General features: G+C 61.8%; 16 protein-coding genes. 11 read left to right on the top strand and 5 right to left on the bottom strand.

What is annotated here, in order from left to right:
• The first annotated feature begins 85 nt into the window (after positions 1–85).
• Positions 86–370, top strand: a complete 285-nt coding sequence (locus BLS51_RS00475) for a hypothetical protein (protein ID WP_090180156.1) — start codon at positions 86–88, stop codon at positions 368–370.
• On the opposite strand, the gene BLS51_RS00470 is transcribed toward BLS51_RS00475, so the two are convergent.
• Entirely contained in the window at positions 355–1,653 is a 1,299-nt protein-coding gene (locus BLS51_RS00470; protein WP_090180161.1) for an NCS2 family permease, read from the bottom strand. The two genes, BLS51_RS00475 and BLS51_RS00470, sit on opposite strands and share 16 nt — an antisense overlap.
• A gap of 152 nt (positions 1,654–1,805) precedes the next feature.
• On the opposite strand from BLS51_RS00470, the gene BLS51_RS00465 reads away from it, so the two are divergent.
• Positions 1,806–2,774 (top strand): MBL fold metallo-hydrolase, encoded by a 969-nt coding sequence (locus BLS51_RS00465; RefSeq protein WP_090180166.1) that lies wholly within the window; start codon positions 1,806–1,808, stop codon positions 2,772–2,774.
• Positions 2,775–2,813: 39 nt separating this feature from the next.
• Positions 2,814–3,452 carry an FABP family protein gene (locus BLS51_RS00460; RefSeq protein WP_090180174.1) on the top strand — a complete coding sequence of 213 codons (639 nt, stop codon included), beginning with the start codon at positions 2,814–2,816 and terminating at the stop codon, positions 3,450–3,452.
• Here the strand turns inward: BLS51_RS00460 and BLS51_RS00455 are convergent.
• Positions 3,449–6,184, bottom strand: a complete 2,736-nt coding sequence (locus tag BLS51_RS00455) for a PAS domain S-box protein (RefSeq protein ID WP_139168623.1) — start codon at positions 6,182–6,184, stop codon at positions 3,449–3,451. The genes BLS51_RS00460 and BLS51_RS00455 overlap by 4 nt on opposite strands.
• Positions 6,185–6,297: 113 nt before the next feature.
• Here BLS51_RS00455 and BLS51_RS00450 point away from each other — a divergent pair, with 113 nt between their 5' ends.
• Both BLS51_RS00450 and BLS51_RS00445 read left to right on the top strand, forming a co-directional pair.
• Positions 6,298–6,948, top strand: coding sequence for an HAD family hydrolase (locus BLS51_RS00450; RefSeq protein ID WP_090180182.1), 651 nt, complete (start codon positions 6,298–6,300; stop codon positions 6,946–6,948).
• Position 6,949: 1 nt separating this feature from the next.
• Complete coding sequence (locus BLS51_RS00445) at positions 6,950–8,122, top strand: glycosyltransferase (RefSeq protein ID WP_090180186.1); 1,173 nt, start codon at positions 6,950–6,952, stop codon at positions 8,120–8,122.
• Here BLS51_RS00445 and BLS51_RS30485 read toward each other — a convergent pair.
• Positions 8,064–9,677: a methyl-accepting chemotaxis protein gene (locus BLS51_RS30485; protein WP_090285640.1), complete on the bottom strand. Its 1,614-nt coding sequence runs from the start codon at positions 9,675–9,677 to the stop codon at positions 8,064–8,066. The genes BLS51_RS00445 and BLS51_RS30485 overlap by 59 nt on opposite strands.
• 293 nt (positions 9,678–9,970) lie before the next feature.
• Between BLS51_RS30485 and BLS51_RS00435 the strand changes: the two genes are divergently transcribed.
• The 3 genes from BLS51_RS00435 (at position 9,971) to BLS51_RS00425 (ending at position 12,812) form a co-directional block, all read left to right on the top strand.
• Positions 9,971–10,753 (top strand): DNA/RNA non-specific endonuclease, encoded by a 783-nt coding sequence (locus BLS51_RS00435; RefSeq protein ID WP_090180190.1) that lies wholly within the window; start codon positions 9,971–9,973, stop codon positions 10,751–10,753.
• Positions 10,750–10,998 carry a hypothetical protein gene (locus tag BLS51_RS00430; protein ID WP_090180195.1) on the top strand — a complete coding sequence of 83 codons (249 nt, stop codon included), beginning with the start codon at positions 10,750–10,752 and terminating at the stop codon, positions 10,996–10,998. The genes BLS51_RS00435 and BLS51_RS00430 overlap by 4 nt, the downstream gene beginning before the upstream one ends.
• Before the next feature lie 101 nt (positions 10,999–11,099).
• Positions 11,100–12,812 (top strand): DUF4214 domain-containing protein, encoded by a 1,713-nt coding sequence (locus BLS51_RS00425; RefSeq protein WP_090180199.1) that lies wholly within the window; start codon positions 11,100–11,102, stop codon positions 12,810–12,812.
• Here BLS51_RS00425 and BLS51_RS00420 read toward each other — a convergent pair.
• A complete protein-coding gene (locus BLS51_RS00420) occupies positions 12,809–13,798 on the bottom strand; it encodes a sensor domain-containing diguanylate cyclase (protein ID WP_373994316.1) in 990 nt (329 codons plus the stop codon). The genes BLS51_RS00425 and BLS51_RS00420 overlap by 4 nt on opposite strands.
• Before the next feature lie 8 nt (positions 13,799–13,806).
• Entirely contained in the window at positions 13,807–14,553 is a 747-nt protein-coding gene (locus BLS51_RS00415) for a sensor histidine kinase (protein WP_090180209.1), read from the bottom strand.
• Between the two features lie 174 nt (positions 14,554–14,727).
• Here BLS51_RS00415 and queE point away from each other — a divergent pair, with 174 nt between their 5' ends.
• Genes queE through tadA form a run of 3 tightly spaced genes read left to right on the top strand, consistent with a single transcriptional unit; the run spans position 14,728 to position 16,285 of the window.
• Positions 14,728–15,363 carry a 7-carboxy-7-deazaguanine synthase gene (gene queE, locus BLS51_RS00410; RefSeq protein ID WP_090180216.1) on the top strand — a complete coding sequence of 212 codons (636 nt, stop codon included), beginning with the start codon at positions 14,728–14,730 and terminating at the stop codon, positions 15,361–15,363.
• Positions 15,364–15,813 carry a 6-carboxytetrahydropterin synthase QueD gene (gene queD / locus BLS51_RS00405; protein ID WP_090180221.1) on the top strand — a complete coding sequence of 150 codons (450 nt, stop codon included), beginning with the start codon at positions 15,364–15,366 and terminating at the stop codon, positions 15,811–15,813.
• Positions 15,803–16,285, top strand: a complete 483-nt coding sequence (tadA, locus tag BLS51_RS00400) for a tRNA adenosine(34) deaminase TadA (RefSeq protein WP_090180227.1) — start codon at positions 15,803–15,805, stop codon at positions 16,283–16,285. The genes queD and tadA overlap by 11 nt, the downstream gene beginning before the upstream one ends.
• The last annotated feature ends 17 nt before the right edge of the window (positions 16,286–16,302 follow it).

Below are 16,302 nucleotides of genomic sequence, written 5' to 3'. Positions count from 1 at the left end.
TGGTCGAGAATGATCTGCTGCAAATGGATGAAATTGGCGTAAATTCAGGAAGCCTATTTTTCAGCTTTCTGGCTATGCTATCAGCATGGATACTACTCAAAAAAGCTACCGATTCTGCATCGAGCCGGATGCGCCGATCGCTACACTGGAGGCCGCGCTACAGGTGGTGCGTCGCCTGGATATCGAACTGCGCGCGCTGCGTACCACCAGCACGCCGTATGGCATGGAGGTGCAAATGCGGCTGGCGGCGCCGGAGGAAGATATTCTGACCTTGTGCCGCATGCGGCTGCACAATCTGATCGGCATCCTGCCTATCCGCGAGATGCCGACCCTGGTAGTGAACAACAGCCTGCGTCAGGCAGTGACGTAGGTGTATTTGACCAAGAAGACGATGGCGATGACCCACACCACCGGCTTGACCTGGCGCGCCTGGCCGGTCAGCAGTTTCAGGCCGGCGTAGGTGATGAAGCCGAAGGCGATGCCGTGTGCGATGGAGTAGGTGAAGGGGATGATCAGCGCAGTGATCGCGGCGGGCACGCTTTCGGTGGTGTCGCTCCAGTCGACCTCGATGAAATCGCGCAGCATCAGGCAGGCGACAAACAGCAGCGCGGGCGCGGTGGCGTAGGCTGGCACCACGCCGGCGATCGGCGCGAAGAACAGCGCGGCCAGGAACAGACCAGCCACCACCAGTGCGGTCAGGCCGGTGCGGCCGCCAGCCTGCACGCCAGCGGCGCTTTCCAGGTAGGCGGTGGTGCTGGACGTGCCGAGCAGCGAGCCGGCGACGATGGCGGTGCTGTCGGCCAGCAGCGCCTTGTTCAGGCGCTCCATGCGGCCGTTGACCAGCAGGCCGGCGCGCGAGGCCACGCCCATCAACGTGCCGGTGGCGTCGAACAGCTCGACCAGGAAGAACACCAGCACCACGTTGAACAAGCCCATATGCAGCGCGCCGTTCAGGTCCAGCTGGAACAGCGTGGGCGTGATCGACGGCGGCAGCGAAACAAAGCCGTGGAAGGTATTCCCGCCAAAGAAGAAGCTCAACGCCGTCACTGCCACAATACCGATCAGCAGCGCGCCCGGTACTTTCAGGCGGTCCAGCGTGACGATCAGCAGGAAGCCGAAGATGGCCATGATGGTGTGCGGGTTATGCATATCGCCGACGCGCACCAGCGTTTCCGGATTGGCGACCACCAGGCCGGCGCTTTTCATGGCGATCAGCGCCAGGAACAGGCCAAGGCCGACAGTAATCGCCACCCGCAGCGACGGCGGAATGCCGTTGACGATGTGCTCGCGCACCTTGAATACGCTGACAACGATGAATAAACAGCCTGAGATGAACACCGCGCCCAGCGCGGTCTGCCACGGCACGCCCATGCCCAGCACCACGGCATAGGCGAAATAGGCGTTCAGGCCCATGCCAGGCGCCATGCCGATCGGATAGTTGGCGTACAGGCCCATGATGATGGTGCCCAGCGCAGCCGCAAGGCAGGTGGCGACAAACACGGCGTCCTTGGGCACGCCGGCGTCGCCGAGAATGGCGGGATTGACGAAAATGATATAAGCCATCGTCAGGAAGGTGGTGACTCCTGCGACAACTTCGGTACGGACGTTGGTGCCGTGCTCCGCGAGCTTGAAATAGTGTTGAAGTGACGGCATGCGCGTGCTCCTGCTAATACATCAAGGGCGAAGAATAGCACGGATGGATGCAACACCCGATGGTGTCAAAAGTACAAAAAGATGTGATAATGAAAAAATAGTTGTATTAGTTGTATATCGCATTCCAAAAATAATATGAGATTACAGTCAATATGAAGGCCCGTATCTGGGGCGCGCGCGGTTCGCTGCCGGTCGCGCTGAATTACCGTCAGGTGCGCGCCAAACTGGTGACCGCGCTGGAAGGCGCCATCGGCCGCAACCTGGATACGCCGGAAAAGGTCGCGGCTTATGTCGACCATGAACTGAGCTTCGACGTGCGCGGCACCTATGGCGGCAATTCGAGCTGCGTTGAAGTTGAGGCCTGGGACGCGGACGCGGTGCACGAGCACATCATCCTCGACCTGGGCTCGGGCGTGCGCCCGCTGGCCGGCGCCAAGCTGGCGAAGTATGGAGCGGGCAAGCCGCAGACCTATCATGTGTTCATGTCGCACCTGCACTGGGATCACATCATGGGCTTCCCGTTTTTCACGCCGGCCTATATTCCAGGCAACCGCATCATCATCTATGGCTGCCACACGGAGCTGGAGGCGGCGCTCCGCCGCCAGCAGGAGCCGATCAGCTTCCCGGCGGCCTTCGATCAGCTGGCCGCCAGTATCGAGTTCGTGCAGATGACGCCCGGTGTGCCGATACAGGTGCGCGATGTGACGGTGACGGCGAAGCTGCAACTGCATGCTGGCGATTCGTATGGTTATCGGCTGGAGCAGGGCGGCAAGGCAATGATCTACAGTACCGACTCCGAGCACAAGCTGGATGACGCGGCGGAGCGCGTGGCCTTCGTCGACTTTTTCCGCGACGCCGACCTGGTGATTTTCGACGCCATGTATTCGCTGGCCGACGCCATTTCGGTCAAGGCCGACTGGGGCCATTCCAGCAGCGTGGTGGGGGTGGAGCTGTGCCAACTGGCAGGTGTACGCCAGCTTTGCCTGTTCCATCATGAGCCGTTTTTCGATGATGCGCGCATCTCGCGGGTGCTGGCGGAGACGCGCCGCTACGCCGAGGTGACTGGCGAGACGCCGCTGGATATCGTCTCTGCCTATGATGGGATGGAAATTACGCTGTAGCCGCCCTTATAATATGGCACCGCAATCACAGGACCAGGCATGACCGAGTTTTCCAACGATATCTACACCGAACCGCATCCCATCGATGTCAACACCCTCAACAACCTGGGGCCGCTGGCGCCGATGGCCGGCGTCTGGAAAGGTGAGCGCGGCCTGGACATCAAGCCGAAGGCCGATGGCGCGCGCAAGCAAGCCTACGTCGAACGCATCGAGCTGTATCCGATTGACCCGGTGACCAATGGCCCGCAGCTGTTCTACGGCCTGCGCTACCTGATTATCGTGAACAAGCCGGATAACGTCAAAACCTACCACGAGCAGGTCGGCTACTGGCTGTGGGAGCCGAAGACCAAGACCGTGATCCAGACGCTGGGCATCCCGCGTGGCCAGATCGCCATGGCCTCGGCCGTGGTGGAGCCGGATGCGAAAGAGTTCGAGCTGGTGGCGCGCCTGGAGTCGGACACGTACGGCATCCGCTCCAATCCCTTCCTGGAATTCGGTTTCAAGACCACCGAGTACCGCATCAAGGTCACCATCAATGACGATGGCACCTGGGGCTACGAGGAAGACACCGTGATGCTGCTGCGCGGCGAGGAGGAATTCCACCATCGCGATCGCAACCTGCTGCACCGCGTGGCAGAGCCGGTGCCGAATCCGCTGGCCAGCGGCGTGCCGGCTTAATCGGCGACGACGTAACCGTCGCGGCCATTGCGCTTGGCCGCGTAAAGTGCGCTGTCGGCGCGGGCCAGCAATGCCGCCGCCGATTCTTCATCGCCTTCATGCAGGGCAATCCCCATGCTGGTGGTGACGCGGCGCGGCCTGCCTTCCAGCGTGAACGGTGGGTGCATGGCGTCGACGATCTTGGCCGCCAGCCGCGCCGCTTCCTCGGCATTGTCCACTTGTTCGAAAACGATGACGAATTCATCGCCGGCCAGCCTGGCGACGCTGTCCGACGCGCGCACGTTGCCGATCAGGCGCGTGGCAAATTCTTTCAGTACCAGATCGCCGGCGCCGTGGCCACTGGTGTCGTTGACTTCCTTGAAGTGGTCGATATCGAGATAGGCCAGCGCCACCGGCTTGCGGTTGCGCCGCGCACGCACGATGGCCAGCTGCAGGATCTCTTCGAACATCAGACGGTTGGCGATGCCGGTCAGACTGTCGATACGCGCCAGTTGCTTCAATTTTTCTTCGATATCCTTCATGCGGGTGGTGTCGTGCGTCAGCGAGTAGATGCCCAGCACCTCGCCATCCGCGCCCAGCTCCGGCACGAAGGTCGTCTCCAGCGTGTGCTGACTGTCGCCGACGCGCGCCCTCAACTCATAAGTCACCATTTCACCGCGATAGGCCCGGTCCAGGTGCGGCTCCGCCGTGTAATAGTGATCGGCGCCGATGCCTTCGGACAGATGGCGTCCCATCAGCGGCTGCGGATCGATGCCGAACCAGTGCTGGAAGGTCGCATTCAGGAACAGGAACTTGCGCTCGCGGTCCAGGTAGGCGATCAGCACCGGCAGGTTATCGGTCAGCAGCTTGAGGCGCTTTTCACTGGCTGCCTGTTGTAGTTCGGCGTTTTTGCGTTCGGTGATATCCACCGCCAGCATGTAGAAGCCGGCCACTGTGCCATCGGCGCCGAGGTCCGGCACCAGGTCGCCCATCATCTGGCGCATCACGCCTTTGTGCATGCCTTCGCGTTCATAGTGCACGCGCTGTCCGCGCAACGCCGCTTCGCTGTGATGCGCCAAGCTGCCGGCGAACTCGGGACCCAGCACTTCGAAGATGGTCTTGCCCAGCATATTGCGCGGATCGTGTCCCAGCAGCGTGCGGAAATGCTCGTTGCTGAAGCGGTAGCGCAGATTACGGTCGATATAGGCGATCAGCGCCGGGATGCTGTCGGCCACCGTGCGCAGACGCTTCTCGCTGGCAGCGATCTGTTGTTCGTACAGCACGCGCTCTGTGATATCGCGCAGGAAGGCGGTGGCGTAATAGGCGCCGTCGTGACGCAGGGCGCCGATTGACAACTCAATCGGGATCTCGTGACCGTCCTTGTGGATGGCGGTCAGGCGCACGCGCGAATTGACCATCGGCCCGGCGCCGCCAAGCGCGAAATACATCATGCCGGAGCGATGCGCATCGCGCTGTTGCGGCGGCACGATCAGTTCAGCGATGTCGCGGCCGATGGCTTCCTGATGTGTGTAACCGAAGGTGCGCTCGGCGGCGGCGTTCCATTTGGTGACGGTGCCGTTGTTCTCGCAACTGACAAAGGGATCTGGTGCACGCTCCAGGATATTGCTGATCAGGGATTCGCTGTCGCGGATTGCTTTCTGCGAGGTTTCGCGCTCTGCCATCAGCTCATGGAAGGCGGCGCTCAACTCGCCGATTTCGTCGGCGCGGCGCAGTTGCAGCACGCCGATATCGGCTGCGCCGCTGCGGATGTCGTTGATATTGCGGTGCAGCCGCCCCAGGGGCTTGAGCAGTACCTGGATCGCCAGCCATGCCATCAGGCCGGCGATGGCGGCGAAGATGGCGGCAGCCAGCATGGCGTGCTTGCGCATCTGTATCATCGGCGCGAAAGCTTCGTCCACCGGGAAGCGCGCGCCGATGATCCAGCCGGTTTGCTGCAAGTGCTTGTAGGAGTAGATGCCTTCGCTGCCATCCTTGTTGACCGCCTCGGTCCAGCCCTCGAAGCCGCGCAGCGCCATTTCGGTGGCGCGGTTGTAACCGGGACGGGCGTTGATGTGCTCCAGCAGCCGCTTGGGATTTGGGTGGTGCAGCAGGATGCCGTCCTTGGTCATGATGAACAGGAAGCCAGTCTTGCCCGGTTTTTGCTCGGACAGCTGTTCAAGAAACACAGCGTTGGTCAGGTCGATGCTGCCGCCCAGTAGCATGGCGGTGCGGCCTTGCTGGTCGCGCACCGGTTGCAGGATCATGATCGATGGCAGGCCGGTCAGCACGCTCTTATAGGGCGGCGAGATAACGGTCTTGCCGGCGGCAAGCGCGTTTTCCAGGAAGGCGAGGCTGCGCGGATTGAGCGCTAGCGCGGCTGCCGCGTGATCTCCCTGCGTGTTCAGCAGCGTGCCGCTGCGGGTGAAGATGTGCAGATTGAGGAATTCCTTGCGCGCCACCTGATGGCGTTCCACGAAGGCTTGCATGACGGCGGGATCTTCGCCAGCGCTCAGCGGCATGGTGTCGGCCAGACTGGCCAGCAGCACCTTGCGCGCGGCCAGTTGCGCATCCACCTGGGCGGCGGCCGAGGACAGCAGCGCGTATTGCTGGTTGCCGATGACGCTGCGCATATCGCGTTCCACCAGCAGCAGCGCAACCAGGGTGACGATCAAGGTGGCGGTCAGCACCAGCATGACCACCACGCCGGTCATGCGGAATTTGAGGCTACGCGGTAGCGTTGCAAAAACGGCCATGTTGCGGTGGGTGGGCTGCGGTGAATTGAGTATGTCACACCCAACCAGCAGGTACAATGCGCGCTGCGGTAACGCCACAATCGGCGCGCCGTTCTTTACAAGGAATGCGGATTATGCTGCGGGCGATTTTGTGGGATAACGATGGCGTGCTGGTGGACACCGAACAGCTGTTTTATGAGGCCAACCGGGACTTGTTCCAGCCCTTTGGCCTGGAGCTGAGCGCGCAGCATTTCTTCGACTGGTATCTGGCCGATAATTGCGGCGCGTGGCATTTGCTGCAGCCCCAGCTTACCGAGTCGCAGATCGAGGCGGAGCGCAGGGCGCGCAATGTGCGCTATGCAGCGCGGCTGGCGGCCGAGCATATTCCGGCGATCGATGGGGTGGCCGAGGTACTGGCCGCCTTGTCGCCGCACCTGCGCATGGGCGTGGTCACCAGCTCCAATGCCGATCACTTCGACATCATCCACCAGCGGCTTGACCTGCGCCGTCATTTTGAATTCGTGCTGACGCATGAGTCCTACACACATAGCAAGCCATCGCCGGAGCCTTACCTGCTTGGCCTGGAGCGGCTTGGCGTCGGTGCCGGCGAGGCGCTGGTGATCGAGGATTCGCCGCGCGGCCTGCAAGCGGCGACGGCGGCCGGGATTCGCTGCATCATCCTGCGCAATGCACTGACGCGGCATCACGACTTTCCGGGCGCCTGGCGCGTGGTCGACACCATGGCGCAGGTGCGGGCGGAAGTCGAAGCGCTGATGGAGGTCTGACGTGGCGCATATCCATTTGTGCTGGGAACTTGGCGGCGGCCTGGGACATGCGGGTCGCCTGAAAATGCTGGCGCAGGCGCTGCTTGCGCGCGGCCACCGCGTCACGCTCAGCCTGCGCGACCTGATGCACACGCATGCCTTGCTGGCAGACCTGGACGTGCCCAAGCTGCAAGCGCCCGTTTGGTTGCACGAGACAGTGGGATTGCCGCAGTCTGCCAATCTGGCGGAGATCCTGTTCCGCTGCGGCTACCTGGAGCCGTCGGCGCTGTGCGGCATGGTGGCGGGATGGCGCGATATGTTCACGTTATTGCAGCCGGATCTGGTGGTGGCCGATTTCGCACCGACCGCTTTGCTGGCCGCACGCTGCATGGGCTTGCGCAGCGCTTCGGTCGGCAATGGTTTTAACAGTCCGCCTGCTGGCGCTCAATTGCCGTCGTGGCGTGATGTGCCGGCGCAGCGGCTGGCCGATTCCGAGGCGCGCATGCTGGCGACAGCCAACGCTGTGCTGGCGGAGTATGGCGCGCCGGCATATGCCAACGCGGCGGATGTCTTCCTTGGCGATCAGCCCTTGCTGTGCACCTGGCCTGAACTGGATCACTGCCAGCGTGCGGATGCAAGCTGGTTCGGCCCGAGTTTCGTCAGCACTGGCGGCGTCGCGCCGCAATGGCCGGAGGGCGAGGGCGCCAGGGTGTACGCTTACCTGAAAGCGTCGCACGCGGCGCATGGCGCGGTGCTGCAAGCACTGGTGGATGAAGGTTGCCGCGTGCTGGCGTATGTGCCGGAGGTCGCCGGCGGCGCGCAGCCGCCAGTGCTGAGTGATCGCATTCTGTATGCCGAAGCGCCGCTGGCATTGGCGGCAACGCTGGCGGAGGCCGAGCTGTGCGTCTGCCATGCAGGCGAGGCCACGCTGGCGCAATCACTGCTGGCCGGCGTGCCGCTGCTGATGCTGCCATCGCACGTGGAACAGTTCCTGAGCGCGCGCAGCGTGGCTTTGTCCGGCGCGGGCTACAACGCCGCGTTGCCGACCGCCGATTGGCGCGCGGCAGTGCGCTTGCTGCTCAACGATGCGACTTACCGCAATGCGGCGCGCGCTTTCGCAGCGCGCCATCAGGGATTTAAACAACAGCAGATGAACGCGCAGCTGGCAATGCTGCTCGAACAGCAGCTGGTTTAGCGGCGCGGCCTTCGCCGTGCAGCTTGAATATGCTGACCGCATCGACCAGGTGCGTAGCCTGTTCCTGCATCGTGACCGAGGCCGCCGACGCCTGTTCAACCAGCGCCGCATTTTGCTGCGTGGTCTGGTCCATCTCGGTGATGGCGCCGTTGATGTGTTCAATGCCGGTCAGCTGTTCCTGGCTGGCGGTGGCGATCTCGCCCATGATATCGGTCACGCGGCGCACGCTGGCGACGATTTCCTCCATCGTGGCGCCGGCCTGGTCGACCAGGCGCGCGCCAGCATCGACCTTGTCCACCGAGTCGCCGATCAGTTCCTTGATCTCCCTGGCCGCCGCTGCCGAGCGTTGCGCCAGGTTGCGCACCTCGGTGGCCACAACGGCAAAACCGCGTCCCTGTTCGCCGGCGCGCGCCGCTTCCACCGCCGCATTCAGCGCCAGGATATTGGTCTGGAAGGCGATGCCGTCGATGACGCCGATAATATCGACAATCTTGCGCGACGAGGCATTGATCGACGCCATGGTGTCGACCACCTGCGCCACCACGGCGCCGCCTTTGCCGGCCACTTCGGAGGCCGACATCGCCAGCTGGTTGGCCTGATTGGCGTTGGCCGCATTCAGCTTGACGGTGGACGTCAGTTGTTCCATCGATGATGCGGTTTCTTCCAGCGAACCAGCCTGGCGCTCGGTGCGCTCGGACAGGTCCAGGTTGCCAGCGGCGATTTCCGCCGATGCCGTGCCGATGGAGTCTGTGCCCTTGCGGACCTCGGAGACGATGGAAATCAGGCTGGTGTTCATCTCCCTCAACGCGGCCGACAGCTGGCCGACTTCATCGCGGGTACGGATCTGGATATCGGAACTGAGATCGCCGCCAGCCACCGTGCGCGCCACGCGCACCGCATAGCCAATCGGGCGCACGATGCTGCGGGTGACGTACCAGCCTGCGAACAGGCCGAGCGCGGCGCCTGCGATACCCAGCATAATCATCAGCGCACTGGAGGTGGTGGCGGTGTGCGCGGCGTGTTCGCCAGAGTCCCGCATCAGTTGCGCCTGAAAGTCGATCAACTTGTCCAGCGCTGCGACATACGCCGCTTGCGCCGGGCGCACTTTATGTAGCAACAGGGCGGTGGCGGCTTCCTTGTCGCCGGCCTTGACGGCAACGATCAGTTGATCGCGCAATGGAGAGTAGGCGGCGCGCGCCTCATTCAATTCTTTGAACAGGGCCAGCGCCTTGGGTTGGTGCAGCACGCCGCCCAGCTGGTCGAGCAACTGGCGGATTTCCTTGCTGCGTTGTTCGATCGATGCGTATTCGGCGCTGGTTTCACTGGCGTCGATCAGCAGCAGATCGCGCAGGCTGCGGGATTGCTGGGCGACGCGATCCTTGACGTCACTCAGCAAGCCGATTTTCATGTACCGGTCATCGATCGTCAGCTTGATTTCATCGCTCGTGGCGCCCAGGCCCAGCGCGCCAACCACCACGACCACGACCAGTAAAAGCGTGCTCAACGAGAAGGCAATGGTAAGACGATGGCCGATCTTCAGATTAGAAATATTCATGATTCATTTTTACTTAAGTTGCCAGTGAGAATGTAAAGTGTAAACAAGCCAGCCATGCAAACACAGCAATATTCCTTAACAGAATGAATATATTTGCGCTGGCAGCAACAGCTTGCAGATGCGTAGCCACACAATGTATAATTACAATCAGTGTTGCAATACATGAAATACAAAAACATTGCCTTGGTAGGGCTGGATGTTTGAGAGGGCTGGCGTTCGATTGAGCGCCAGCCCTTTTTGTTTGCCTGTGGCTCCGCTAGAATGCGGCGACCTTTTGTTAGCCTCAGGGAATCATGCATCTGATACAGCGCACCGTGGCCCTTGCCACGCTGGCTGGCGGCCTGTTCGCTGCCAGCCTTGCCATTGCCGGCGAATGCCCGGTTCATTATGTCGATGGCCGTCTGCCGGAGATCCGCAACAGCAAAATGACTGCCGCCACTACCGAGCTATGCTATGGCGTGTTTGGCGTCATGCACTCGGGTATCACGCGCACGCCGCTGTGGTCGGCCGAGCATCTGACTGCGGACAACCTCAAGTCGGCGAAGAATCTGTCGCGCGAGAACTCCTTCCACCCGGAATCGCGGCTGCCAGCCAGGGCGCGCGCCGAATTGTCCGATTACGCCCGTAGCGGCTACGACCGTGGCCATATGGCGCCGAATGGCGACATGCCGGACCGCGCCAGCCAGCACGAGAGCTTCACGCTGGCCAATATGGTGCCGCAGGACGCCGATGTGAACCGTCACATCTGGGCCGGCATTGAGGGTGTGGTGCGAAAGATGGCGCAGAAGGAGGGTGATCTGTATGTGATTACCGGCCCGGCTTTCATCGGCGGCAATCTGCAGAAAATCGGCAATGTGCTGGTGCCAACGCATTTGTATAAACTGGTGTACAGCCCGCGCCAACGCGCCGGTGCCGCATTTTTCATCGAAAACCGTGCCGATGCGCCCTATGAAACGCTGAGCATCGCCGAGCTGGAGGAGAAGATCGGCATCAACCTGCTGCCCTCGCTGACGCCGGCGCAAAAACAGCTAGCGCTGCGCCTGCCCAACGTCAGACAACGCAAGGACAAGAAATGAGCAAATTCATCCCCTACAAGAATGAGTCGGACGTGTTGCACGTCGGCGGCCTGACCATTGAAAACCGTCTCGACCGCATCACCATCAGTGGCGATATCGACCTGACCGCCGATAAAGCCGGCCTGGCCGACGCCCAGGCACTGAGCCGACTTCTGGCGGATGTGGTGGCAAAGCTGGAAGCCCAGACGCTGCCAGACCAGTTGCCGCCACCCGCCAATGTCACTGTAGCTAACCCATTTGCATGAGCTGTTGCGTATCGGCATCTACCCAGCGCCATCGTTAGAGTAATTCCGCGAGGAAAGTGCTATGCTTCAAAGACATTTTTCCCTCTCTTTAAGATCGCGCAATGAGCCTGACTACCGGTAATAACTCCATCGATTCGCTGATCCTGTCCAGCTGGAACTCCAAGGCCGGCCAAGCCGTCACCTTGACCTACAGCTTTCTGACGCGGGTGCCTGCGGACGCCTCGACGGACGACGCCAGCGGCTTTGCGGCGATGACTGCGGTGCAGCAAGCGGGTGTGCGCACGGCACTGGCCACTTGGGCGGCGGTGGCCAACATCACGTTCAAGGAAGTGTCCTCCAACGGCGATATCCAGTTAGGCACTAATGACCAGGGACGAACCAGCAGCGGCTACGCCTATTTGCCCGATGGCCGCAACCCTACCGCGCTGTATCTCAACAATGCTGGCTCGTACAACTCGAATTTTGACGCCGGCAAGTTCGGCCTGTCGGTGCTAATCCATGAACTGGGCCATACGCTGGGCCTGAAGCACCCTGGTAATTACGATTCCACCGGCGGTGACATAGAGGGGCCGTTCCTGCCGACCGCTACTGACAATCTCGACTATACGCAGATGTCGTATAACGAAGGTTCGGGCTTTGATCTGAACGGTTTATATGGCAGCACGCCGATGCTGTATGACATCCAGGCCATGCAGTACCTGTATGGCGCCAACATGAGCTACCACACCGGCGACGATACCTACAGCTTCGTCAGGAGCTCTGCGTTGCAATCCATCTGGGATGCGGGTGGCAACGATACGCTGGACTTCTCGGCTTGCACCAACGCCACCGTCATCAACCTGAATGCGGGCACGTTCAGTTCGACCTCACCGGGTTATAACAATATTTCCATCGCTTACAACGTCACCATTGAGCGCGCCATCGCCGGCAGCGGCGGTTCCACCATCTACGGCAATGCGGCAGGCAATGTGATCACCGGCGGCGCCGGCAATGATGTGATCTACCTCGGCGCCGGCAGCGACGTGGTGCGGGGCAATGGCGGCACTGACACCGTGGTGTTTTCCAAGACGCTGTCGTCGTATGAGCTGGGCGGCACGCTCGGCAGCTTGAGCGTGACCGGCGAGGGCGTGGACAGCCTTACCGGTGTCAGCAAGCTGCAATTCAGCGACGCCACCATTCAGCTGTCCAGCTATGCGGCGCTGGTTGCCGGCACTGCCGGCAACGACGTGTTCGTCAGCACTGTCGGCAACCAGATCATTTCCGGCGGCGCCGGCCTCGACACGCTGGCACTGACTGGTAGCGAAAGCAGTTACCGGCTGAGTGCCACCGGCTCAGCGGTGACGTTGACCGACCTTGGCGGCAAAGGCGGCACCGATTTGCTGACCGGTGTTGAACGGCTGACCTTCAGTGATGGTGCGTTCGCACTGGACACGCTCGGCAATGCAGGCTCCATCTACCGCCTGTACGGCGCGATGTTCGACCGCGGCCCGGATAAGGTCGGGATGGGCTTCTGGATCGGTGTGCTTGATCGGGGTGTCAGCCTTACCTCGGTTGCCAGCGGCTTTGTCAACAGCAATGAGTTCAACGAGCGCTACGGCGCGAATGCCAGCAATACCACCTTCCTTACCGCGCTGTACAACAACGTGCTGCATCGCGCGCCGGACGCCGGCGGCTTGCAATTCTGGGAAACCGCGATGACAAGCGGCGCCACGCGCGCAGATGTGTTGATCGGTTTTTCGGATTCTGGCGAGAATATCGGCGTGATGGCAGAGGTTATCGGCGCCGGTATTTCCTTCACTCCCTACCTCGGTTAATCCGTACCCGGCAGGCTGATACGGTTGCGGCCCATGTGCTTGGCGCGATACAGCGCCGAGTCGGCCGTCGCCACCAGCTGGCTGGGATCACTTTCCGGCGCCGCCAGCGCGGTCGCCGCGCCGATGCTGACCGTCACCACATGCTGCTTGCTGCCCAGGTTGGGCAGGCGCAGCTGCTCCACCCGGCAGCGGATGCGCTCGGCCACGATGGCTGCGCCTTTCAATGACTGGTTGGGCAGGATCACCGCGAATTCCTCGCCGCCATAACGCGCCACCAGGTCATTGGTGCGCATCTCGCTCGACACGGCGCCGGCTATCCGTTGCAGGCATTCGTCGCCGCCCAGGTGGCCGTAGGCATCGTTGTATTGCTTGAAGTTGTCGACGTCCACCATCAGCAGCGATAGCGGCTGCTGGTTGCGCAGCGCACGTTGCCATTCGGCGCTCAGCGTGTCGTCGAAGCAGCGGCGGTTGGCGAGGCCGGTCAGGCCGTCACGCGTCGCCAGTTGTTGCAGCGCCACCTGGGCACGCTTTTCATCAGTGATGTCGCGCAGCGTTTCCACCACCGCCACCAGCTTGCCGTCGCTGTCGACGATCGGGCTGGCGTCGGCGGCAAGATAGCGCCGGCGGCCGACGCGCGGCATGTCGCACCAGTTTTCCGCGCGCAGGTTGTTGTCGGTCTCACTGCGGCGCGCGTGCTGGCGGTAGAGCCGATGCAGGTCGGCAGCGCTGCCCTGGATGACCAGGTCTGCCAGCGTCGGGCGCTGCTCGTCGTAGAAACTCTTCCAGTGGTCCGAGGTCCCCAGCACTTCCCACGCCGCCGTGCCGGTCAGCCGCTCGCAGGCGCGGTTCCAGATGATCACCTTGCAGTTGGTGTCGATGACGAAGGTGGGGATCACCAGCAGTTCCATCAGCTTCAGCGCAAAGCCGTGCTGCTGATCGGCTGGCGTGTATTCCATTACGTGCTGGATGTGAGGTGTTCCTGTCATGGCGCGCCTTATTGAGGAAGAGGGAAATCCATGGTCAGCGCGGTGCCGGCGCCGGGTGAGCTGTCGATATTGAAGCAGCCGCCGGCTTCGGCGACACGCTGGGCGATGCCGCGCAGGCCGTGTCCGCGACGGCTGCCGCGCAAGGCTTGCGGCTGCGGCAGGCCGACACCGTTGTCGCGCACGGTCAGGCTCAGGCTGTGACCATGACGGCACAGACCGACGCACACTTCGGACGCTTGCGCATGGCGCACGATATTGCTTAAGGATTCCTGCAGCACACGGTAGACCACGTTGCCGACGCCGCCAGCCGGCGCGCTGGCGAAGGCATCTGGTCCGGCTTCTAGCCGGCAACGGATACCGCTGAGTCGCGAAAATTGCGCAATCTGTTGCTGCACTGCGCCTTCCAGGCCGGATTCCAGCGCTTCCGCGTGCAAATCGTGGACAATGGAACGCAAGGCGCGCGTGGCTTGCAGCGTACGTTCTTCCAGCTGTGCCAGCTGAGGTCGCAGGACGGGGTGCTGACAGCCTAGTATGTTGGCATCGAGCCCGAGGGCCAGCAGGTGCTGGCCGAGGTCGTCGTGCAGGTCGCGGGCGATGCGGCGCCGTTCGGCATCGCGCAGTGATTGCTGGCTGGCCGCCAGGCGCGCGATCTGACAGCGCGCGTCGGCCAATACGCGCTGCGTCGCGATGCGCTGGCGCCACCATAGCAGTAGACAGGCGGCGCCGGCCAGCATGCTGGCGCTGGCGAGAATCATGTCAACTTCGAGCAGGGGCGGCGCGTATCTCACGGTGTTCCTCCCAGGATGGACCCACAAGCCACCTTAGCCCGCTTACTCCTGGGAAGCATTGCGGAAAGTCAACTTTTACGGCTGCTATCCGGAAATGTATGGCGTGGGATATAATTGAAGGTTGTCCTATCAGGAACTATTGTGACTTACAGCATCAAAGAGATTTTCTACACGTTGCAGGGAGAGGGCGCCCACGCGGGCCGTCCGGCGGTGTTCTGCCGCTTTTCCGGCTGCAACTTGTGGACCGGCCGTGAAAGCGACCGCGCCAGCGCCATTTGCCAGTTCTGCGACACCGACTTTGTCGGCACCGACGGCGAAGGCGGCGGCAAATTCAAGTCGCCGGAAGAACTGGCCGCGACCATCAACGCGCTGTGGCCGGAAACTTATAGCGCCAGCAAGTATGTAGTGTTCACCGGCGGCGAGCCGCTGCTGCAGTTGGACAAGCCGCTGATCGACGCCATGCACGCGGTCGGCTTTACCATTGCGATTGAAACCAATGGCACGCTGCCGGTGCCGGAAGGCGTGGACTGGATTTGCGTCAGCCCGAAAATGGGCTCGGAACTGGTGGTCAAGAAGGGCAGCGAGATCAAGGTGGTGATACCGCAGACAAACCAGGACCTGTCGGTTTACGAACAGCTGGATTTCGAGAATTTCTTCGTGCAGGCCATGGACGGCCCGCTGGCCGCCTTCAATCTCAAGCTGGCCATCGAAACCTGCAAGCGCAACCCGAAGTGGAAGCTGAGCTTGCAAACCCATAAACTTTTACAGATACCATAAATGTTAACCATCACCCGCAAGCTGGAATTCGACGCCGGCCACCGTATTCCTGATCACAAGAGCCAGTGCCGCAACCTGCACGGCCACCGCTACACGCTGGAAATCACGCTGACCGGCAACATCATCGATGTCGAAGGCAATTCCGACAACGGCATGATCATGGATTTCTCCGATATCAAGGCGCTGGCCAAGGAGCACCTGGTCGACGTCTGGGATCACGCCTTCATCGTCTACGAGAAAGACAATGCCGTGCGCGATTTCCTGGCTAGCCTGCCTGACCACAAGACCGTGGTGATCGACCGCATTCCGACCGTGGAAAACCTGGCGCACGTGGCGTTTGGCATCCTGAAAGCGGCTTACAAGGACCGTTACGGCACCGGCCTGCACCTGCACAAGCTGGTGCTGCACGAGACGCCTAACTGCTGGGCTGAAATCACCGATGGCGTCTGACGCCTACATGCGCCTGGCGCTGGAACAGGCGCAACAGGCGTGGAACCTTGGCGAGGTGCCGGTGGGTGCCGTCGTCGTCAAGGATGGCGTAGTCATTGCGGTCGGCTGCAATCAGCCGATCGGCAAGCATGATCCGACCGCGCATGCGGAAATCGTCGCGTTGCGCGCGGCTGCTGGAAAATTGGGCAATTATCGCCTGCCTGGCTGCGAGCTGTATGTGACGCTGGAGCCGTGCGTGATGTGCTCCGGCGCCATGCTGCACGCGCGCCTGGCCAAGGTGGTGTTTGGCGCAGCCGATCCGAAAACCGGCGCCTGCGGCTCGGTGGTCAACCTGTTCGAACAGGAACAGCTGAATCACCACACCGAAATCGAAGGCGGCGTGCTAGCCGAGGAATGCGGCGCCATGCTGAAGAATTTCTTTGCCGCCCGTCGCGCCGCAGCGACAGCCGCCCGGCGCGCCGCGCAGGATTAAATGGTATGCTGAATCCC

This window comes from Duganella sp. OV510 (assembly GCF_900100205.1).
In the GTDB taxonomy this organism is placed as follows: domain Bacteria; phylum Pseudomonadota; class Gammaproteobacteria; order Burkholderiales; family Burkholderiaceae_D; genus Rugamonas.
This window is presented reverse-complemented; position numbering and strand designations above follow the sequence as displayed.